Consider the following 20542-nt stretch of genomic DNA (forward strand, 5'->3'; position numbering starts at 1 on the left):
CGATGAACGAATTTATACCGCTGACTTGGCATGATACGCTGTATCTCGCTCCTGAGCTTATCCTTGCCGCCGTGTTTCTTGTTCTGATCGTTACGGACTTACTTCTGCCGCAGCGGGTGAACCGATCGATTATTGGCTGGTTGTCGCTGGGAGGCCTGCTGTTATCCTTAGGTTTTGTAATCTGGCGGATGATGGATATGAATCCTTCGGGAGTGTCTGCTGAGGAGGCTGCGCAGGCCGGTCAAGCGATCTCCTTGCTTGGTGCCAGCTACCTTGTGGATGATTACGGCAATCTATTGAAAATTATTTTCCTTATTGGTACGTCCTTGATTGTTCTGATGGCGCTTGGCTCGACGCAGAAGGATGAAGCGGTAACAGATAAAGCCGAGTTTTATTATTTGCTGCTGCCGGCAACGGCAGGTGCGATGATTATGGCTTCCTCCGGCAATTTGGTCACGCTGTATATTGGTCTGGAGCTGCTCAGTATTACAAGCTATGTGCTAGTTGGTTTACGGAAGGGATCAACCTTGTCGGCAGAGGCAGCATTTAAATATGTCGTGACCGGCGGTATTGCTTCGGCCTTTGTCCTGTTCGGAATGTCATATCTGTATGGTGTTACCGGCTCGGTCAGCCTGGCCGACTTCCCTTCGGCACTTCCGCAAGCTTTTACCGATTATAAGGCACTTGTATATGTCGGCTTCTTCTTCCTGATTGCAGGCTTCGGGATCAAAATCGCCGCTGCACCGTTTCACGCTTGGGCACCAGATGTGTATCAAGGGGCACCAACGCCAATCTCTGCTTTCCTCGCGGTTATCGCGAAAGGGGCAGCGCTGGCAGCGGTATTCCGCTTCTTGTACAGCAGCGCGTTTTTCCTCTCAGGTGGCTCTAAGGATCAGGTGGGTGATGATGTCTTTTTCGCCTTACTGGTGATTGCGGCCGCAGCTATGCTGATCGGTACGGTCTCGGCTTTAAGGCAAAAGCAGGCGAAACGTCTTCTCGCGTTATCAGGTGTAGCAAATGCAGGTTACTTGCTTGTACCGATTGCGATATCAGTCACGATTGTACATAGCAATAACTTCTCCGAGTTTGCCTTCTATCTGGTCGCTTACCTGCTGATGAATGTAGGAGCGTTTGCGGTTGTTACGGTAATTGCCCGTTCAGCGGGACATGAAGAGCTGAAAGGCTTCTCCGGTTTATATTACCGGGCGCCATGGACGGCAGCTGCGATGCTGATCTTCATTCTGTCCCTGTCGGGACTGCCTGTAACAGGCGGGTTCTTCGGCAAGCTGTTCATCTTGCTGGGAGCAGCAAGTGTGAAGGCTTACTGGCTGGTCGCTATTATGGCTGTCAGCACCGTAATCTCTTACTACTTCTACTTCGGAATCATCCGCCAGATGTTCATGCGGTCAAATGGAGAGGAAGAAGATGTCGTAACCGTGCCCGTCGTTACGGGAGTGGTTATCTGGATATGTGCTGCGGCAACGGTTGCCCTAGGCGTCTTGCCGGGACCACTGATGAAATGGATCGATACAGTCTTCTCGATCCAAGCCGATTTGTTCGTACGATAAGAGTTGAGATAGAGGTTCAGCGGCTGGTGGCCGCTGGGCCTTTTTTTGTTTGGCTGGAGGGAGCGGGAACGGGAAGCGAGGGAGTGGTGCTGAGCATAAGACCCTGGGAGGGTCTTATAGGTGGGAAGTTAGTGGGTATGCGGCGTAATAGAGGACTGGTGGGGTCTTAACTGGTATGAGAAGCGTGGAATGAGTAGGATTCTGGGGAGTATTGCAGAGCATAAGACCCTGGGAGGGTCTTATGGATGGGAAAGTTACTGGTAGTTTGGCGGAATAGAGGACTCGTGGGCTCTTATTTGGTGTGAGCGGGCGCAGAATGTGGGGGATTAGGGGAGAGTTTCATTTGATTTAAGGTCCCTAAGGGAGCTTAAAGGATAGAGAGTAGCTAGTTTGAGAGAAGTTAAGATCCCTGAGGAAGCTTAAGTCGAGTGGATGAGGCGGGAAAGGGGCAGGAACGGTGGAGTTTGGTGAAGTTAAGGTCCCTAAGGGAGCTTAAAGGATAGAGAGTAGCTAGTTTGAGAGAAGTTAAGGTCCCTGAGGGATCTTAAGTCGGGTGGATGAGGCGTGAAAGAGCAGGAACGGTAGAGTTTGGTGGATTTAAGGTCCCTAAGGGAGCTTAAAGGAAAGAGAGTAGCTAGTTTGAGAGAAGTTAAGATCCCTGAGGAAGCTTAAGTCGAGTGGATGAGGCGGGAAAGAGCAGGAACGGTGGAGTTTGGTGAAGATAAGGTCCCTAAGGGAGCTTAAAGGAAAGAGAGTAGCTAGTTTGAGAGAAGTTAAGGTCCCTGAGGGGACTTAAGTCGAGTGGATGAGGCGGGAAAGGGGCAGGAACGGTGGAGTTTGGGAGAATTTAATTGGGTGAATGAGGCTGGTAGTCGGGCAGCAGCAATGATGGAGGTTTTGGGCAGTCGATAGTCTGAGAGTAGCGTAGTTGGCGAATGAGAGATGGCTAGTTTATATGGCAATTATCTTTTGCTAGAGACAGGAGAAACAGGGCTGGAAATCGAATGGTATAAGTAGATAAAGAGAGGCTAGTAAACGGTCCAATAGAAACGTATGGCAAGAGCATACGTATAATTTGAGGCGGAGACAAATATATCGATAAAGGCAGAAACAGATGAGAAAAGTTCCGCTCAGCAGCAAGTTGTTCCCCGCGCTGTTCCTCGCGGGGATTCTCGCCTGCGGGGCGATTGTACCCGCCGCCCCTGCAGGCGCTGCCCCGATGGGGGCCAAAGCGGCGAGCATAGCTGCCGCCGCCACCGCCCCCGCCGGGGCAAACGAGGAGCCGCAAAGCTGGCTCCTCAAATGGCGCGAGCCCGCGCAGGCACATGCCCTGCGCGGGACGCGTGTACTCCGCCGCCAGAGCGAGGCGGCGGAGATCTGGCTTGTCCAGCCCGCTGACCGCGGGGCGGACGTTGCCGCATGGGCAGCCCGGCTGCAAAGCGAGCCGGGCGTCGAATATGTGCACCCGAATGAGCCGGTGCACATCCTATCATCCGCCGAGCCTTACGCGGCGGATGATCCGGAGCTTGCCAAGCAGCGCTACTTGAAGCAGATTGGCGCGTTGGAAGCATGGAAGACCGTGCGGAAGCAGACCGATCTGACGATTGCCATCGTTGATACAGGTATTGATCTCGACCACCCTGACCTGAAGCGTAATCTCGTTCCTGGAACGAATCTCGTCCAGCCTAACCAGCCGCCTGACGATGATAACGGCCATGGAACGAGTGTGGCTGGTGTTATCGCAGCTTCCGGCAATAATGGGATAGGCGTAAGCGGCATCGTCTGGGAAGCCAAGCTGATGCCAATCAAAGCACTTGATAGCCAAGGTGATGGGACAGAGCGTGATTTGGGCGAGGCGATACTGTATGCCGTCCGTAATGGTGCCCGGATCGTAGTCCTGTCGGTTGGACTTAACCGTTATTCCCCTTATATGCTGGACATTGTGGATTACGCCGAAAGCAAAGGTGTTCTGCTTATTGCCGCCGCGGGTAATGATGGACTCACACAAGGGGATAAAGCGGCCGTTAAATATCCGGCGGCTTATCCAACTGTACTTGGAGTTGGCGGCGTGAAGGAAGATAATACGCCGGATTCCAGGTCCAATCCTGGTCCGGAGGTTGATCTTGCAGCACCGTGGCATGTGTATACTACCGGCATCGGAGGACGTTACAAGCAGGAAGATGGAACGTCCATGGCAGCGCCACAGGTTGCGGCAGCGGCTGCTTTAATATGGGCGCGCTATCCAGCGCTAGCCCCTTATCAGGTTCGAGAGCTGCTGCGGCAAAGTGCCAAAGACATCGGCCCTGCCGGCTTTGACACAAAATCCGGCTATGGCCTCCTGCAGATCGATAAGGCAGTCACTATGACGGCCAAATCCGACCGGTTCGAGCCAAACGGCTCCCGCACAAGCGCCAAACCGCTCCCGGCAGGCAAGCAGATTTCAGCCATGCTGGCCGGAGGTAATGATGATGACTGGTACACGTTTGATGCTCCCTACGACGGGACGATAACGATTGATTTTGAGGAGCTATTGCCGGAAGGTGCGTCTGTTCCTCCTATCCGTTTATCGCATTATAGCGGCGACAAGCTGCAGGCATCGACAGAGATGAGACTTGGCAGCCGGATGGTTGATTTTACAGTGAAAAAGGGTAAGCAAACCATCCTCGTTCAATATATGAATAAGGAAAATGATCTAAAGCTCCCGTATTTGATGACGACCATGTTCCGTATGAAGCCAGACAGCTACGAGTCGAATGACAAATCTTATGAAGCCTATACCCTTCAGCCTCGCAGCCAGACGATAACGGGCTCTTTTCATCAGTTGGGTGACCGGGACTGGTATGTGGTAACGTTCACACAAGGCGGCACGCTTAGTCTCCGTGTGTCGACCAATACGGTGCGGATTGATCCTGAGCTTGCTATTCAACAGGCCGGTCAGACGTTAATGTCGTATGACGAGGAGCCGGAAGGGGCGCCAGAACAGTCGCCAGTTCTTACGGTATCACCGGGTAAGTATTACATTCGTATCCATAATGCGATATCATCAGAGGCCAGTCCTACCATTGGAACCTACGCGCTTAAGATGGACTACATCCCGAAATACGTAGATCCGAACGAGCCGAATGATAAATATTACGAGGCACTATCGACAAGCTCAGGCACAGAATATGTAGGAGTAATCGGCAGTGCGAATGATGTGGATTGGTTCCAACTGCGACTAAACGCAGCAAGTATCGTGGACATGAATTTGTTTGATGTGCCAACAGGCAAAATGATGAAGCTGGAAGCATACGATAAGAAGCAGAAGTTGCTCTTTACTCAGTCAACCGGACAGACCGGGAAGCTGTTAGTGAAGAACAAAGTTTTGCAACCCGGTGTATATTACATAAAGCTGACGGCGAACAGTGCTTTTGACAAACAGTATTATCGCATCAAAATCCAAGCTGACCCGCTTATTGCCGGCTTCCGAGATATTAGCAGCCATTGGTCGAAGGACGCCATTGTAGAGATGAGTGAGCTCGGGATTGTGAGTGGAACCGGAGATTATAAGTTCGAACCTAATCGTCCGATTACACGTGCGGAAGCGGTAGCTATGGTGATTAAAGCCTACAAGCCGATTGTTTTTGGCATGCCTGTCGACATCCGATTTAAGGATCTGGATTACGATCACTGGGCGTATGCAGCAGTTGCCAAGGCGGTGCAGAAGGGGTGGATCAAAGGATTCCCAGATGGCAAGTTCCGTCCGGAACAGCCAGTGACAAGAGCTGAGATGGCGCTGATCGTCGGCAATGCCGACGGCGTGCAGCCGGTTCGTCCGGTAGTTAGTCCGTTTGCAGATGTCGGGCGCACCCATTGGGCGGCTCCGATGCTGAATGCTTTTAAGCAGAAGGGATTAATCAGCGGTACGGGGGACAATGTTTTTGAACCAGGTAAAAAAGCGAGCCGCGCTGAGTTTACAACGATTTTATATCGGGTATATAGACAATAGTTACGGTGCGGCCATATTTATGTAGAAGAAGGGAAAGTAAGAAAGATGGGTATCGATCAAATGGTGAGTGACGCTCAGAATGCTACCGGCACGTTAGCGTTATTCTCAATTGTAGTTAATTTATTCAGTATTGTGTTCGTCTGGTTTATCTTGCAGGAGATTAAGCTGGATATGTTCTTCAAATTTCCGCGTAGTCCGAAGGCAAGGATGTTTCAGGTTGTACTCGCCGTTGTTATAGGACATGGCTTTGCCGGCTTTATTTTGGATTATTGGAACTGGACGAAGCTCTTGCGGTATTTTGTCGAATAACATAATCCAAAAAAGTCAACAATGGATACTACAGGACGGTATGAAAATGACACGAGACTACGAATAACTATATACAAAGCCCCGAATTTCGGATTGGGAACATTGCCAGGTGTATACCTTTTGACAGTGTTTCGGCTCGGGTTTAGAGGTAAAAGTAGTGCTTTATAACGATCTTTCTGGTAATAATTTACCGCTTGTCGATTTGTGTAAATGAATGATAAGATGAAGGTTGGATAAAGCATGAAATTTGTCATTTTCTTATACAAAAATTGGAATTAAAGCTCGGAGAAAATCAGTTCGCGGAGGGAACTATAAGATGACCAAAATTATCGTCCGCGGAGGCCAGCGTCTATCGGGAACGGTCCGTGTCAGCGGTGCAAAAAATGCAGTACTTCCCATTTTGGCAGCCTCGTTATTAGCGGCGGAAGGAGACAGCGTCATCTGTGACGTTCCCCTCCTCGACGATGTAATGACCATTCAGAAAGTATTGGCTTCGTTAGGCGCAAAATTGACTTACAACAATGAAACGATGCAGATTTCTGCGGGGATGATTTCCTCCTTTGAGGCTCCTTATGAATTTGTCCGTAAAATGCGTGCATCTTTCCTGGTGATGGGACCACTTCTTGCAAGACTTGGCAAGGTCCGTATTTCACTGCCAGGCGGGTGTGCAATTGGTACAAGACCAATTGATCAGCATTTGAAGGGCTTTGAGGCGATGGGAGCGGAAATTACGCTTGGACATGGCTTCATTGAGGCAAGTACAAAGACGCGTCTTAAAGGTGCGAAGATATATCTGGATGTTGCAAGCGTCGGGGCAACGGAAAATATTATGATGGCCGCCGCTTTGGCGGAAGGTACAACAACGATCGAGAACGCTGCGAAAGAGCCGGAGATTGTTGATTTGGCCAACTACTTGAACGCTATGGGTGCTAAGGTGCGCGGTGCAGGTACGGGCGAGATTCGTATCGAAGGCGTAGACCGTATGCATGGCGTAACGCATAACGTTATTCCTGACCGTGTGGAAGCAGGCACGTTTATGATTGCTGCGGCGATCACGGGCGGAGACGTATTCGTGGAAAATGCGATTGGGGATCATTTGACGCCTGTTATTTCGAAGCTGCAAGAGATGGGCGTGGAAGTAACGGAGTCAGATAACGGCATTCGTGTTCGTGCCCCTAAAGGGCTCAAATCGGTGGATGTGAAGACATTGCCGCATCCAGGCTTCCCAACTGATATGCAATCCCAGATGATGGCACTCTTGCTTGTATCGGAAGGAACCTCGGTTGTGACTGAGACGGTATTTGAGAACCGTTTCATGCATGTTGAAGAATTCCAGAAGATGAACGCTCAGATTAAAGTCGAAGGTCGTTCAGCATTCGTAACAGGCAGCGTACCGCTAGTTGGTGCAAAAGTATGTGCCACTGATCTTCGTGCCGGTGCTGCTCTGATCTGTGCAGCTCTTCGTGCGGATGGCGAGACAGAAGTATCTGGTATTTACCACGTTGACCGTGGTTATGTAGATATCACGGGCAAGCTTTCTTCTCTTGGTGCGGATATTAGACGTGTTGAGCCTGAAGCTCCGGTTGCAGCTGTAGTGGCTGCTGCAGCGCCTGCTGCAGAGCTTGAACCAGTTGGAAGCTTCAAACGTGAGGCTCCTGTATTGAAAGTTCAACCTACTTGGGCTTAACTTAGAATTAGCCGTTAAAAAGCTGTTTCCTTCAATAGAGGAAACAGCTTTTTTGTGCATGTGTTCACTTTCACTAACCTTAGTCCTTCACTAACCATAGTATCTACGCGGGTGATAGACTCTCCTCCCATCCCCAGCCTGTATTCTGTACAACATAATGTGCCTCTCAGATCGGTGACTTGTTCTACATTGTATTTTGTACAATACAATTCCCCAATTCCATCCTATATCTGCCCAACAGCTCGAAATAAACTGCATTGAATACAACATAGCCTAATTCTGGGACCATCTACTCTTTTTACACTGTAGAAAATACAACGTATGGCAGCCTCGTTCACATCTCCTAAGCCTTTAGGCTTGTTCATGCTGTGTTCATTTTTGCGTGATATATTCCTCGGTAGATATGACCGATGGAGGGTGGAGTACAGTCTTATGAAGAAGTGGACATTATGGCTTGGAATAATCATTATTCTTGCTGCCGCCGGTGCGGGCGCGTATTATTACTACTTCATGCGCGATGAAAAAGCGACGGCGGAGTCGCCTGTTGCCGTTACGGCCAGAGCGATCAAAGGCGATATTAAGACATCGATAAGCGGTACCGGTTCTGTTGAAGCCAATTCCAGAGAAACGGTAACGGCAGGCAAAAGCGGTACAATTGCAACCTTGTCCTTCAAGGAAGGCGATAAGGTGAAGAAGGGGCAGGTACTGGCTACCTTCGAGGATAACGATAATTATGATGATCAGATCGAGTCGATCAACAAAAATATCGAAAAAGTAAAAGAGCAAATCACGGACAAGCAAGAGGAATACAAAGAAGCGATTGGTACGGAAAATGAAGTAGACTCGACCGATAAGATTAAAGATGAGATTGATGATCTGCAATCGAGTATCGATGACTACAATGATCAGCTTCAAGACATCTATGAAGACCAAGCTAAAGAAGTGAAGCAAGTGGTTGCTACTATTGATGGCGAAGTGACGACAAGTGATGTGGCTGTAGGTGACGAGGTTCAATCGAATACAACGATTGCGGAGATTGTAGACTACGCGCATCTTGAGTTTGTTACGAGTATCGACGAGCTCGATATTCCAAATGTGAAGCTGAAGCAAACCGCACAAATTACGCTTAGCGCGATTACGGATCGAACCATTGAAGCAACGGTATCCGATATTGCGAAGGAAGGCACTTCTTCCAATGGCTCGGCGTCATACAGCGTAAGCCTGCTGCTTACTGATATTGACGGGGTAATGGTCGGAATGTCTGGTCAAGCGGATATTACAACGGAATCCAGTACAGGTGCAGTGCTTGTACCCGTTAATGCGGTAGTTGAGTTTGGCGGTAAGTCGTATGTTCGCGTGCCGGGAACAGGCAGCACGACTGGCTCAGCAAGCGGGATAAAGGGTCAGCGCAATCAAGGTCAAGGAACACAAGGAACTCAAGGAACTCAAGGAACTCAAGGGAAAACAGGCAATGAAACGGCCGCAGCTGGCGGCTGGCAAGGCGGAGGCGGAGGTCGTTTCCAAGGCAGTGCTGGTGGAGGAACAACCACTGCTGCAGGCGGTCAAGGCGGCGGACGCAATGTAGCAGCTGCAGACAGTACTAATCAAGGCGGCACAACTCCAGATGGGAAAGTCTCTGGAACCGGAACTACACCAGGTACCGGAGCTGCGCCGGGTAGTGGAACAACGCCAGGTGGAACTGGCCAAAACGGTGCAGCTCAAGGCAATAATGGAGCATCAGGCGCTCAAGGCGGCAGAGGTGGAGCAGGTGCTCAAATGAGAGAGAGCATCACGCTTGGCGGCCAGCTTAAGGAAGTTACGGTCGGTATCAGCAACGAAACCTATGTAGAGATCAAATCGGGTCTTGCAGAAGGAGATTCGGTCCTTCTTCCAGTGGCAACAGGTGCGCAAGGAATGGGCAGTTCTGCAACTCAACAGCAGCAAACGCAGCAATTCGGCGGTTTCGGAGGCGGCTTCGGAGGTCAATTCCCAGCTGGTGGCGGTGGCTTCGGAGGCGCCGGCGGCGGTAACGTAAGAACAGGAGCGACTACACGTGCAACCGGCGGCGGTGGTACACGATGACCGGGCAATCCGCGCTGATTGAAATGAAGGATATCGTTAAGTTTTATAAGATGGCCGGGGAGAAAATGACCGTCTTGCATAATGTTTCACTGACGGTCAACCATGGTGATTTTCTGGCCATCGTTGGTCCGTCCGGTTCAGGCAAATCAACGCTTATGAATATCATCGGCTGTCTCGATGTGCCGAACGAAGGCAGCTATCTGCTGGACGGTAAGGAGATTCGTGGGCAAAGCGATAATAGATTAACCGAGATGCGCAATAAGAAAATCGGATTTATTTTCCAAGGGTATCATCTGCTTCCGAGGCTGACTGCACTTGAGAATTGTGAACTTCCGCTCATCTATCGCGGCCTGTCGGCGAAAGAGCGGCGTGCACGTGCGATGGATGCGTTAGAACGTGTTGGACTAGGTGAGAGAGTTGGCCATCGCCAGAATGAGCTGTCTGGCGGTCAACAGCAGCGTGTAGCGATAGCGCGGGCACTAGCGACCAACCCGCCGCTGCTGCTTGCGGATGAACCAACAGGTGCGCTTGATTCCAAGACCGGCATGGAAGTGCTCAATATGATGGAGGAGCTGAATCGTGCGGGGCAGACGATTGTCCTGATTACGCATGATATGGAAGTTGCCCAGCGTGCGAGACGTACGGTTATTATTCGAGATGGGGTGTTAACGGAGCAGCAAAGGAGGGACAGCCATGAAGATTACGCAGGGCCTCATAATGGCGGTCAAGAGCGTCTTATCGAACAAGCTTAGAACCATCCTTTCGATGCTCGGTATTCTGATCGGAGTTGCGACCGTTATTGCGCTGGTCTCAATGGGCAAAGCGTCATCGAATGAAGTAGCCAGCCAAGTATCAACGCTTGGCAGCCCGGACTCATTGTCCGTTACGATAACAGGGCGGGGGACGGTTACCTCTTTGTCAGTTGATGAGGCGTTGAAGCTTGGCGAGCTCAATAATGTGAGCGGAGTTGCTCCGATTACGAGTACAAGCGGCTATGCCAAATATGGCCGTACACAAGTTTCTGTCACCGTTGAGGGGATTACCCCGGAGTATGAAGAAGTTAAGGACTTCAGCGTACAGGATGGCCGATATATAGCAGCGCCGGACATTAATAACAAGACCAAGGTGGCGCTCATCGGAACGCAGACCGCACAGGATTTGTTTGAGGATGAGAATGTGGATCCTTCGGATGCTGTAGGCCGCAAAATTACGATAAACGGTTATATTTTCACGATAGTAGGTTTGCTGGAATCCAAAGGCGACTCGTTGACAGGGTCAAATGATGAGAAGATTCTGATCCCAATCTCAACAGCGCAAAAAGTGTTCCAAGTGAGCGGAGTCACGACTATTAACATGAAGGTGACGGATACGAAGCAAATGAGTTCGGTCGTTACCGAAGTAGAAGCGAATCTCTATGAGAAGTTCCGCGGCAACGAGAATGCCTATCGGGTATTGAATCAGGAAGAAGCGATGAAGACGCTCAATTCCGTGAATGAAACGATGAACAGGCAATTAATCTATGTAGCGGCTATCTCACTTGTTGTCGGCGGCATAGGGATTATGAACATTATGCTAGTCTCAGTAACGGAGCGTACCCGTGAGATTGGTATACGTAAATCACTAGGAGCGAAGAAGAGAGATATTCTGTTCCAGTTCCTCGTAGAAGCAGTTGTAATCAGTGGTCTCGGCGGTATGCTTGGCATCATAATCGGCAACATAGCCTCCTATATCATAGGCGAGGTAATGAAAACGCCGACAGAGGTGCCTATGAATACGATGCTGTTATCCTTTGGTTTCTCTGCATTCGTAGGTGTCGTATTTGGCTATCTGCCTGCAAATAAAGCGGCAAGCCTGCGGCCAGTTGATGCTCTGCGTCATGACTAAAACAATAGAATACAAGCCGTGCTTTAACTGGGAGACTACGGTTCTATCCTATTAAACGGCCTCATAGAATAATTCCATCAAGGCGAACTTTAAGAGAGTTCACTCTCTTCTAGCAGCTTATAGATGGAAAGGAGAACTATGAGGTACTTAACAGGCAGACCGAATCGAACAGCCGGAAGGCTAAGAGGTGGATGGTTAGCCATCACTTGCTGGACAGCCTTCGGAATTGGAATCGTAATGAGTGTTTCCGTGATGCTGGTCACTTCGACGTATCGGAATGTCGGAACCCAGGGGAACGAACCCCATCCATTCCAAGAGGAGAGCAGCGGCGTTACGTCTTCTAAAGGGGCGTCTGCCGACGGGTTCGGGCAGGCGCCTTTGCCGTCTCCAGCTGAGAAACCGGCAGCAACGGGCAGTAAAGAGTCTAATAGTCCGTATATCAATGTTTATTTAACGAAGGAACAACGTACGGAGCGGGTGAAAATAGAAACTTATGTCAGGGGCGTAGTCGCAGGAGAGATGCCGGCTGATTTCGAGCTTGAGGCGTTAAAAGCGCAAGCGATTGCTGCACGGACTTATATAATAAGGAGACTCGAGCTGGAGGACCATAGCGGCATGCCGGCAACGGCAGCAGCGGCTCAGGCCGATGTTACCGATACGATAGACCATCAAATCTACATTCCAATAGATAAACTTAAAGAGCTCTGGCCAAAGGATGAGCGTCAGGAGAAGCTGGCTAAGCTTAATAAAGCAGTAAGCGAGACAAGTGGTGAGATCATCACTTATAGCGGTGAGCCGATTCAGGCGGTATTTTTCTCAACCAGCAACGGTTATACCGAGAACTCAGAGCAATATTTTCAGGAGGAGCTTCCTTATCTGCGCAGCGTAGCAAGTCCATGGGACAAGTTGATCTCCCCTCGCTATCAGGAGACGGTGAAGCTGAAACTCTCTGAGTTTTATGCAAAGCTGGGTCTGAGCAGTAAAAAGAAGCCGGTCATTCGAATACTAGACAAGACTGATGGCAATCGAATCGCCGACATTCTGATAGACGGCAAGACGTATACCGGACGCGAAGTAAGAGAGAAGTTGGGGCTGGCCTCCTCTCAATTCTCATGGAAGCTGGATGGTGATTCCATCTCTATTACAACCTTTGGTTATGGGCATGGGGTTGGCATGAGCCAGTGGGGAGCGAACGGGATGGCCGAGGAAGGCAAGAGCGCAGAGCAGATTGTAACCTACTATTATTCAGGAACGAAAGTGGAACAAGCTTCAAAGATTGCATTGAAATAGGTAGCGATAGAGTTTTTCTCAAAAAATAGTAATCCCTCACGTATAAAGCTAGAGGTTCTGGCAACAATGGCTAGTGAGGTGATGTCAAATGAATGAAAATCAAAACAAACCTAAGCAGGATTCTCCTAAAAACGTACTAGGAGAAGTATCTGCCGCCAAGTCTAGCAACGGCTTTAAAAGACTGTTGTCGCGGAAATGGGTAACCCCAGCACTGTTTATGACAGCGGCAGCAATCATCGTAGCCTTAATGTGGATCTATCAGGGTTCGGACGACACCAAAGAAACGACAGCTACGACAACCGAGCAAACAGATTCCGCTGTAGGCAATGAAGCTGTTAAACCGGATGACCAAGCACTTGAAGAAGTAAGAAAAGGCGAGAAGCTGGAATGGCCTGTAGCAAACAAAGATCTTCTTGATGAAGTGCTTCCTTTCTATGATGCGAATGCAACAAGCGAGCAAAAAGCTCAAGCGGTCATTCAAATCGGCGAGAACACACTTGCACCACATCTTGGTGTAGACTTTGCAGATCCAAGCGATCAGCCATTTGATGTAATGGCTGCCCTTTCCGGTCAAGTAACACGTGTTGAGAAGCATCCAACTAACGGTAATGTTGTTGAGATCAGCCATGGCAACGGTCTTGTGACCGTATACCAAAGCCTTAGCGAAATCCAAGTAGCTGTAGGCGACGAAGTGAAGCAAGGAACCAAAATCGCAGTAGCGGGTCGTAACGACCTCGAGCGTGATCTTGGCGTCCACCTCCACTTTAGTGTAAAAGAAGATGGAACGTCGGTTAACCCGGCTTCAATCGTAGGTCAATCGCTTACTGAAGAAAAATAGGACGAAAGTCGCACAGGCAGGGGATAAAACCCCTGCCTGTTTCAGTTTTTTATGAAATTTTTAGGCCAAACACGTAAGTGAGGCTTGACCATAAAGAATATATACCCAGCCCCCTCATATACTGTACCAAACTATCTCGAGTAGGGAGGCGGGAACGTGCATGATTACATCAAAGAACGAACCATTAAAATAGGTCGCTGCATCGTGGAAACAAAGCATACGGTGCGTACGATCGCTAAAGAGTTCGGCGTTTCCAAGAGTACGGTTCACAAGGATTTGACCGAACGATTGCCGGAAATTAACCCCGACCTGGCGGACCAGGTGAAGCACATTCTCGAGTACCACAAATCGATCAGACACCTGAGGGGAGGAGAAGCAACCAAGATCAAATATAAGAAGACGAGTACGAAGAAGCGCGAAGTACTCGCAGCAGGCAAATCATAAACATTTTTCGAGGATTTCTGCACATAATCAAGAGGAATTTTGTGGTTTTTGGCGAATAATGTACATCAGTATGTCCTATGTCATGGGAACTATTTGTGGACGGGATGATTATATTATTCGTTGGAGGACTAAAGCCGTATGTTAAGCAAGGATATCGGTATCGATCTGGGTACAGCCAATGTATCCATTCATGTAAAAGGCAAGGGCGTTGTTCTTGACGAGCCTTCAGTAGTAGCAATTGAAAGCGATTCGAAACGAGTGCTCGCGGTAGGCGAAGAAGCGCATCGTATGGTCGGGCGTACGCCTGGCAATATCATTGCTATCCGTCCGCTTCGCGATGGTGTTATTGCTGATTTCGAGATTACGGAAATTATGCTTAAAGCTTTTATTGATCGTGTTGAAGGCCGCAAATGGTTCAGTCGTCCACGCATTCTGATCTGTGCTCCTACTAATATTACATCGGTAGAGCAGAAGGCGATTCGTGAGGCGGCTGAACGGAGCGGTGCGAAGGAAGTGTTTCTGGAAGATGAGCCGAAGGCTGCCGCTATTGGGGCTGGAATGGATATATTCCAGCCTAGCGGTAACATGGTTGTGGATATCGGCGGGGGTACGACAGACGTTGCCGTGCTGTCTATGGGCGATGTCGTGACATCTTCTTCGATTAAAGTCGCGGGGGACAAGTTCGACGCGGCTATTATGAAATATATCAAAGATAAGTACCGCCTCTTGATTGGCGAGCGGACAAGCGAAGAGATTAAGATCAAGATCGGTACCGTGTATGCAGAAGGACGGCATGAAGAGATTGATATTCGCGGCCGTGATATGGTGTCGGGCCTGCCGCTTACGCTTACAATCCGTTCCGAAGAAGTGCGAGAAGCGCTTTGGGATCAGGTGATGTCCATTGTTGCAGCTGCTAAGATGGTGCTTGAGCGCACACCGCCTGAATTATCATCTGATATTATCGACCGGGGCGTTATTCTGACTGGCGGAGGCGCATTGCTTGATGGATTGGATGCTCTTCTTGCGGACGAGCTGAAAGTACCTGTTCTTATTGCAGAGGATCCGATGCACTGCGTAGTTAAGGGAACAGGCATTTTGCTTGATAACTTGGACAAGCTCGGCAAAAACAGCCGAGGTTAGCGATAAACCTACCTCTAACCGAGGCCCTTCATCTTCGAAAGGCTTCGATAGGGGTTTTCATGCGGGTAGGGCGCTGTGGGGAGCGCGCCGAGGCATAAATTGGGTCGAAGGTCGCAGGAGGTATCTATAACGGTGGTTGCTGACGTTGCCGATATTATAATAAGAAGAAATTAATGAAACGGCTTCGTAAGCGTACCAGCCGAGGAGGCGCCACATGTTAAGAGGTCTTTATACGGCTGCAGCAGGCATAACAGCACAGCAGCGCAGACATGATACGATAACGAATAATATTACCAATATTAATACACCGGGGTATAAACAGACTTATGCGGTCACCCGTTCATTTCCGGAAATGCTGTTGTCCCTGACAGGCGTAGATGAGAAGCAGCAGAAAGAGATCGGGAAGATCAGTACCGGCGTATTCGCCGAAGAAAGCCTTGCGATCCATCTGCAAGGCGACTTGATGCAGACAGGCAAATCATCGGACTTTGCTCTTGTATCGAATATTGAAGTGCCGGGGATGGCCTTTGATGCCTCCGGCAAATCCGTATCGCCAGATGGCGAGGTAACCTTCCAGCCGCAGGCGTTCTTCACTTTACAGGATGCAGACGGTGAAGTCCGTTATACACGTGGTGGTTCATTCACATTGACCTCAGACGGGTTCCTGGTGTCGGGAGATGGGTCAAATGTGCTTGGCACAGATGGCAATCCGATTCAATTCCCAGCAGGCGTGAGCCTAGATGGCTTGATGCTGACAGCTGATCAACGTTTTGTGGATGCGAACACGGGAGCAGATACAGGCAAGCAGCTGATGCTTACTCGAATCGATAATCCAAATGAACTTGCCCGCGAAGGGGACGGCAAATTCCGCCTGATTGGCGGCGAAGCTGATGCCCAGCAAGTTGCAGCAGGTGATCGTGTAGAGGTGCGTCAAGGTTATGTCGAGCGTTCGAATGTTGACGCCGCACAATCATCGGTAGATTTGATGGCCGCACTTCGCGCTTATGAAGCGAATCAGAAGGTTATTCAGTTCTACGATGAAAGCTTGGACAAAGCCGTTAACCAAGTAGGCCGTGTATAAAAGCAGGAGGCGCACACTATGAACAGCTCGATGATTAATGCCAGTGTATCAATGAACGCTCTTCAGCAAAAATTGGACATGCTGGCTGATAATATTGCGAATGTGAATACGGTAGGCTATAAACGTAAAGAAGCAACCTTCGAGGATTTGCTTAATAACACGAGAAGGCAGCCGGAAGAGTTTAATCAGCCGGGAAGACTGACCTCACTTAACTTTAATCAGGGCTGGGGATCAAGACTGTCGATGATTCAGCCGAATTTGCAGCAAGGTACGATTAAGACAACGGATAAGGATACGGATCTTGCAATTGAAGGAGATGCCCTGTTCGAAGTCATGGTTAACGGTAACGGCGCCCGTGCCTATACGCGCAGCGGTTCGCTGCAGTTGACGGTGGATGCAAACGGTGATACGATTTTGGCAACAGCCGAAGGCTATCCTGTTATGGCGAGCACCGCAGCGGGTGAAGGTCCGCTTGTATTGCCGAATGGTTACCAGCTTCGGGTTAATCCTGACGGTACCGCTCAAGGCGTAGCGAAAGACGGCAGCACGATTGAACTTGGCTCGATTAAGCTGGTTCAAGCAACCCGTCCTTCAGCGCTAACGCTTGTAGCGGATAACTTATATGAGATTGCCGACGGTATTAATGTAGCAGATGTTCTGCAGAACGTTACGCCAAGCGGCGACAATGGTATTGCGCTTCGTCAAGGCGCCTTGGAGCAGTCAAATGTAAACCTAGGCGATGAGATGACGGAGCTGATTAATGTGCAGCGTGCTTACCAGCTGGCAGCTAGAGCTTTAACGTCCAGTGATACAATGATGGGGTTAGCCAACAGCCTGCGCAAATAGATAGGGTGAGAGTATGTCGGATGAACGGGCGGTTCTATCGCGGAGCGCGCCGAAAAATCAGGAAAAACCGCTTGCGGAGGAAAAAGTTAAGACCAGCAGCAGCGACAATTCCGAGAAGCAGCAGCGTTCCAAGGGTGCGCGAATCACATTGTGGATCCTGCGCAAGAGTATTGTACCGGTCATTATGGTCATCATGCTCATCACCGGTTTATATGTCGGGTATGTTGTCGTAGGCAAGCAGCCGGGCAGTGAAGTGTTCCAGTGGTCGACCTGGCAGCACATGTACGATCTTGTATTTTCTGATACGTAGAATAAATAATGAAGGGCTGCCCTCCGAAGTCATCACGGTATAGTGACTATTGGGGCAGCCCTTTTGCCATGTAACGGGTGCTGTTTTCATTTTCATATGGTAGTTGTATAATGATTGGGAACCTTGTGTAGAAGAAATGGATAAAGGTAGAGGGGCGTGCGCGTTTGAATCTGCCGAATTTTTTAACCTCGCTGCGTTTTGCGATGATACCTGTCTACGTCGCGATTTTCGCACAGGGACACATGATTTATGCTTTTCTGGTAGTCGTGGCAGCAGGCCTCACAGATATACTCGACGGGTATATTGCCCGGCGCACCGGGCAAGTGACGACGGTTGGGCAGATGCTTGATCCGCTTGCGGATAAGCTGATGTTCATTACCGTTATATTATCGCTTCTTCTGGCGGGCCATATCTCATGGGTCGCAGCGGCAGCGATCTTTTTGCGCGATTTGGGAATGATAGCCGGAGGCATGATTTTTCACTTTAAAGGAAAAAAGACCGTGCCGGCGAATTGGATGGGCAAGCTGACAACTGTGCTGTTTTACGTAGGTATCATGTTTGTGTTTCTTGAGGCACCGTTTGCTGCGAATTATTTGTGGGCTGTAATTGCCTTTTCGTTCCTGACAGCAATTGTGTACATCATTCTGTTCCAGGCGCTGAACAAGTCAGACCCAGGACAGAACAAGACGATCGGACCGGAATAGTAGGCACACAAAGAGGCTTGGCCTGCGGATTTATCGTAATCCGCAGTCAAGCCCCCTTATCTCAACCTTCACAACCTGCAGTTTGCTGAAGGATATTATTAGTTTCAGTAAAATTAAGCTTTTTTATACCTGCTTACCATCGAAAGGAGTAAATAAACATGCTAGATATTAATCAAATTCAAGAAATTATCCCACATCGCCCGCCATTTCTGCTCGTTGACCGCATTACGGAGGTTGAGCCAGGCGTCCGCGCAGTGGGCATCAAAAACGTAACGATGAACGAACCCTATTTTGTAGGACATTTTCCAGGGTATCCGGTTATGCCGGGTGTGCTTATTGTTGAAGCGCTCGCGCAAGTTGGCTCCGTTGCCATGCTGATGGTTGGAGCTAACCGCGGCAAGCTTGGATTTTTTGCAGGGATTGATGGATTCCGTTTCCGCGGTCAAGTGAAGCCTGGCGACACGCTCACGCTTGAAGTGGAAATTACACGTCTGAAAGGGCCAATCGGCAAAGGCAAAGCAACAGCTAAAGTGGATGGCCAAGTGGTTGCAGAAGGCGAGCTTATGTTTGCGTTGTCCGAGAGATCTTAATACAGCCTTAATTATCTTAATGTAAGAATAGAGAAATCATAATAAAAGGAGTGAAGCTACTTGAACCAAAATGAAAAGGCAATTGAACGTTACCAAGCATGGCTTAATGATCAACTGATTGATGAGGCTACGAAGGAAGAACTTCGCGGCATTGATGGACAAGAGAAAGAAATTACGGACCGCTTCTATCGCGATCTTGAATTTGGGACAGGCGGTCTCCGCGGTGTTATGGGCGCAGGTACAAACCGTCTTAACGCCTATACAGTTGGTAAAGCAACACAAGGGCTCGCGAACTGGCTGCTCACTCGTACAGAAGGTGAGCCATCGGCTGTTATTGCTCATGACTCGCGTAATAACTCCCCTGAGTTTGCTCTTGATTCCGCACTAGTCCTTGCGGCTAATGGTGTAAAGACTTACCTGTTCTCGTCGCTTAGACCAACACCACAGCTGTCCTATGCAGTACGTTCGCTTGGCTGCGCTACAGGTATCGTTATTACAGCAAGTCATAACCCTCCTGAATACAACGGTTATAAGGCTTATGGCTCGGATGGCTGTCAGCTGATTCCTGAGGATGCTGAGCAGGTTATTGCTTCGATTGGCGAAGTGACTGGTTTTGATCAAATTAAGAGAATGAGCCGTGAAGATGCAGAAGCGAAAGGCCTTCTTGTATGGCTTGAAGCCGAAGCAGACGAGCAGTACACAGATACGGTAGTTGCACAAAGCTTGAATAAAGAACTGCTGCAAGGTGGTCTTGGAGAAAAGTTTAAAGTTGTCTTTACACCGCTGCATGGCTCCGGTAATTTGCCGGTTCGTGAAGTGCTGCGCAAAGCAGGCTTCAGCAATGTTCATATTGTTGCCGAGCAGGAGGCGCCTGACGGCTATTTCAGCACGGTCAAATCGCCGAACCCGGAAGAACGTGAAGCTTTCACTCTGGCCATTAAGCTTGCGCAAGAGATTGATGCTGACATTATTATGGGTACAGACCCTGATGCAGACCGCATGGGTGCGGTTGTGAAAAACAACAATGGCGAATATGTCGTACTGACAGGCAACCAATCGGGTGCCCTGATGATCGAATATGTGCTTAGTCAATTGAAAGAGCGCGGACAGCTGCCGGCTAACGGAATCGTGATCAAGACGATCGTTACCAGCGAGATGGGTGCCGATATCTCTCGTTCTTACGGTGTAGCCGTTGAGAATACATTGACAGGCTTCAAATATATTGGTGAGAAAATGACGTCTTACGAGCAAACAGGCGAGCATACCTTCCTGTTTGGCTATGAAGAGAGCTACGGTTACTTGACCGGTGATTACGCACGTGACAAAGATGCGGTAGTCGCATCGTTATTGATTTGTGAAGCAGCGGCATACTATAGCAGTCAAGGAAAAACGTTGTACGATGTACTGCTTGAGCTGTATGCGAAGCATGGCTTCTATTTGGAAGGGCTTGAGTCCCGGACGCTGAAAGGCCTTGACGGCGTACAGCAGATTGCTGGCATTATGAATGACTGGCGCGATAATCCGCCTGTACAAATCAACGGTGTGAAGGTAGAGCGTGTTCTTGACTATCTTGGCGGCCTTGATGGTCTTCGTCCTGAAAATGTACTGAAATATATGCTCGCTGACGGATCATGGTTCTGTCTTCGCCCATCAGGCACAGAACCTAAGATAAAAGTGTATTTTGCCGTTCGCGGACAATCAACAGAAGATGCCGCTGATGCCCTGAACAAACTGCGTGGAGCAGTGATGGAGCGGGTTGACAGCAAGGCATAATTAGAGAG

The 20542-nt window shown here is 49.4% G+C and carries 17 protein-coding genes; all 17 read left to right on the top strand.

Annotation, left to right across the window (positions count from 1 at the left end; genetic code table 11):
- Window positions 1–2 precede the first annotated feature (2 nt).
- A complete protein-coding gene (locus AC0YNT_RS10340; RefSeq protein WP_475804480.1) occupies window positions 3–1568 on the top strand; it encodes an NADH-quinone oxidoreductase subunit N in 1566 nt (521 codons plus the stop codon).
- Window positions 1569–2682: 1114 nt separating this feature from the next.
- Entirely contained in the window at window positions 2683–5556 is a 2874-nt protein-coding gene (locus tag AC0YNT_RS10345; RefSeq protein WP_475804481.1) for a S8 family peptidase, read from the top strand.
- 45 nt (window positions 5557–5601) lie between these two features.
- Window positions 5602–5865, top strand: coding sequence for a DUF1146 domain-containing protein (locus tag AC0YNT_RS10350; RefSeq protein ID WP_167280976.1), 264 nt, complete (start codon window positions 5602–5604; stop codon window positions 5863–5865).
- A gap of 316 nt (window positions 5866–6181) precedes the next feature.
- The gene (gene murA / locus AC0YNT_RS10355; protein ID WP_475804482.1) at window positions 6182–7552 is read left to right on the top strand and encodes a UDP-N-acetylglucosamine 1-carboxyvinyltransferase; all 1371 of its coding nucleotides are present in this window, start codon (window positions 6182–6184) and stop codon (window positions 7550–7552) included.
- A gap of 432 nt (window positions 7553–7984) precedes the next feature.
- Entirely contained in the window at window positions 7985–9634 is a 1650-nt protein-coding gene (locus AC0YNT_RS10360) for an efflux RND transporter periplasmic adaptor subunit (RefSeq protein WP_475804483.1), read from the top strand.
- Window positions 9631–10386 (top strand): ABC transporter ATP-binding protein, encoded by a 756-nt coding sequence (locus AC0YNT_RS10365; protein ID WP_441895620.1) that lies wholly within the window; start codon window positions 9631–9633, stop codon window positions 10384–10386. Before AC0YNT_RS10360 ends, AC0YNT_RS10365 begins: the two co-directional genes overlap by 4 nt.
- Entirely contained in the window at window positions 10328–11518 is a 1191-nt protein-coding gene (locus AC0YNT_RS10370) for an ABC transporter permease (RefSeq protein ID WP_475804484.1), read from the top strand. The genes AC0YNT_RS10365 and AC0YNT_RS10370 overlap by 59 nt, the downstream gene beginning before the upstream one ends.
- Window positions 11519–11656: 138 nt before the next feature.
- Window positions 11657–12808, top strand: a complete 1152-nt coding sequence (gene spoIID / locus AC0YNT_RS10375) for a stage II sporulation protein D (protein ID WP_475804485.1) — start codon at window positions 11657–11659, stop codon at window positions 12806–12808.
- Between the two features lie 88 nt (window positions 12809–12896).
- The gene (locus tag AC0YNT_RS10380; protein WP_167280970.1) at window positions 12897–13646 is read left to right on the top strand and encodes a M23 family metallopeptidase; all 750 of its coding nucleotides are present in this window, start codon (window positions 12897–12899) and stop codon (window positions 13644–13646) included.
- 156 nt (window positions 13647–13802) lie between these two features.
- On the top strand, window positions 13803–14090 hold the full coding sequence (gene spoIIID, locus AC0YNT_RS10385) for a sporulation transcriptional regulator SpoIIID (RefSeq protein WP_042170162.1): 288 nt from the start codon (window positions 13803–13805) through the stop codon (window positions 14088–14090).
- A 138-nt stretch (window positions 14091–14228) separates the two neighbouring features.
- Window positions 14229–15230: a rod shape-determining protein MreB gene (gene mreB / locus AC0YNT_RS10390; protein WP_475804486.1), complete on the top strand. Its 1002-nt coding sequence runs from the start codon at window positions 14229–14231 to the stop codon at window positions 15228–15230.
- A 214-nt stretch (window positions 15231–15444) separates the two neighbouring features.
- Entirely contained in the window at window positions 15445–16311 is an 867-nt protein-coding gene (locus tag AC0YNT_RS10395) for a flagellar hook-basal body protein (protein WP_475804487.1), read from the top strand.
- A gap of 18 nt (window positions 16312–16329) precedes the next feature.
- Window positions 16330–17157 (top strand): flagellar hook-basal body protein, encoded by an 828-nt coding sequence (locus AC0YNT_RS10400; protein ID WP_475804488.1) that lies wholly within the window; start codon window positions 16330–16332, stop codon window positions 17155–17157.
- 13 nt (window positions 17158–17170) lie between these two features.
- A complete protein-coding gene (locus tag AC0YNT_RS10405) occupies window positions 17171–17467 on the top strand; it encodes a DNA-directed RNA polymerase subunit beta (RefSeq protein WP_167280966.1) in 297 nt (98 codons plus the stop codon).
- A 164-nt stretch (window positions 17468–17631) separates the two neighbouring features.
- Complete coding sequence (locus AC0YNT_RS10410) at window positions 17632–18171, top strand: CDP-alcohol phosphatidyltransferase family protein (RefSeq protein ID WP_475804489.1); 540 nt, start codon at window positions 17632–17634, stop codon at window positions 18169–18171.
- Between the two features lie 158 nt (window positions 18172–18329).
- Window positions 18330–18761 (top strand): 3-hydroxyacyl-ACP dehydratase FabZ, encoded by a 432-nt coding sequence (gene fabZ, locus AC0YNT_RS10415; protein WP_475804490.1) that lies wholly within the window; start codon window positions 18330–18332, stop codon window positions 18759–18761.
- Between the two features lie 60 nt (window positions 18762–18821).
- On the top strand, window positions 18822–20534 hold the full coding sequence (locus AC0YNT_RS10420; protein WP_475804491.1) for a phospho-sugar mutase: 1713 nt from the start codon (window positions 18822–18824) through the stop codon (window positions 20532–20534).
- Window positions 20535–20542 lie beyond the last annotated feature (8 nt).

This window comes from Paenibacillus sp. J22R56, assembly GCF_056269375.1.

Coding starts and splice junctions, on each gene's coding strand:
- murA (WP_475804482.1), top strand. CDS start 6,182: ATGACCAAAATTATCGTCCGCGGAGGCCAGCGTCTATCGGGAACGGTC.
- AC0YNT_RS10350 (WP_167280976.1), top strand. CDS start 5,602: ATGGGTATCGATCAAATGGTGAGTGACGCTCAGAATGCTACCGGCACG.
- fabZ (WP_475804490.1), top strand. CDS start 18,330: ATGCTAGATATTAATCAAATTCAAGAAATTATCCCACATCGCCCGCCA.
- AC0YNT_RS10395 (WP_475804487.1), top strand. CDS start 15,445: ATGTTAAGAGGTCTTTATACGGCTGCAGCAGGCATAACAGCACAGCAG.
- AC0YNT_RS10345 (WP_475804481.1), top strand. CDS start 2,683: ATGAGAAAAGTTCCGCTCAGCAGCAAGTTGTTCCCCGCGCTGTTCCTC.
- AC0YNT_RS10340 (WP_475804480.1), top strand. CDS start 3: ATGAACGAATTTATACCGCTGACTTGGCATGATACGCTGTATCTCGCT.
- AC0YNT_RS10380 (WP_167280970.1), top strand. CDS start 12,897: ATGAATGAAAATCAAAACAAACCTAAGCAGGATTCTCCTAAAAACGTA.
- AC0YNT_RS10370 (WP_475804484.1), top strand. CDS start 10,328: ATGAAGATTACGCAGGGCCTCATAATGGCGGTCAAGAGCGTCTTATCG.
- AC0YNT_RS10405 (WP_167280966.1), top strand. CDS start 17,171: ATGTCGGATGAACGGGCGGTTCTATCGCGGAGCGCGCCGAAAAATCAG.
- AC0YNT_RS10365 (WP_441895620.1), top strand. CDS start 9,631: ATGACCGGGCAATCCGCGCTGATTGAAATGAAGGATATCGTTAAGTTT.
- AC0YNT_RS10360 (WP_475804483.1), top strand. CDS start 7,985: ATGAAGAAGTGGACATTATGGCTTGGAATAATCATTATTCTTGCTGCC.
- spoIID (WP_475804485.1), top strand. CDS start 11,657: ATGAGGTACTTAACAGGCAGACCGAATCGAACAGCCGGAAGGCTAAGA.
- AC0YNT_RS10400 (WP_475804488.1), top strand. CDS start 16,330: ATGAACAGCTCGATGATTAATGCCAGTGTATCAATGAACGCTCTTCAG.
- mreB (WP_475804486.1), top strand. CDS start 14,229: ATGTTAAGCAAGGATATCGGTATCGATCTGGGTACAGCCAATGTATCC.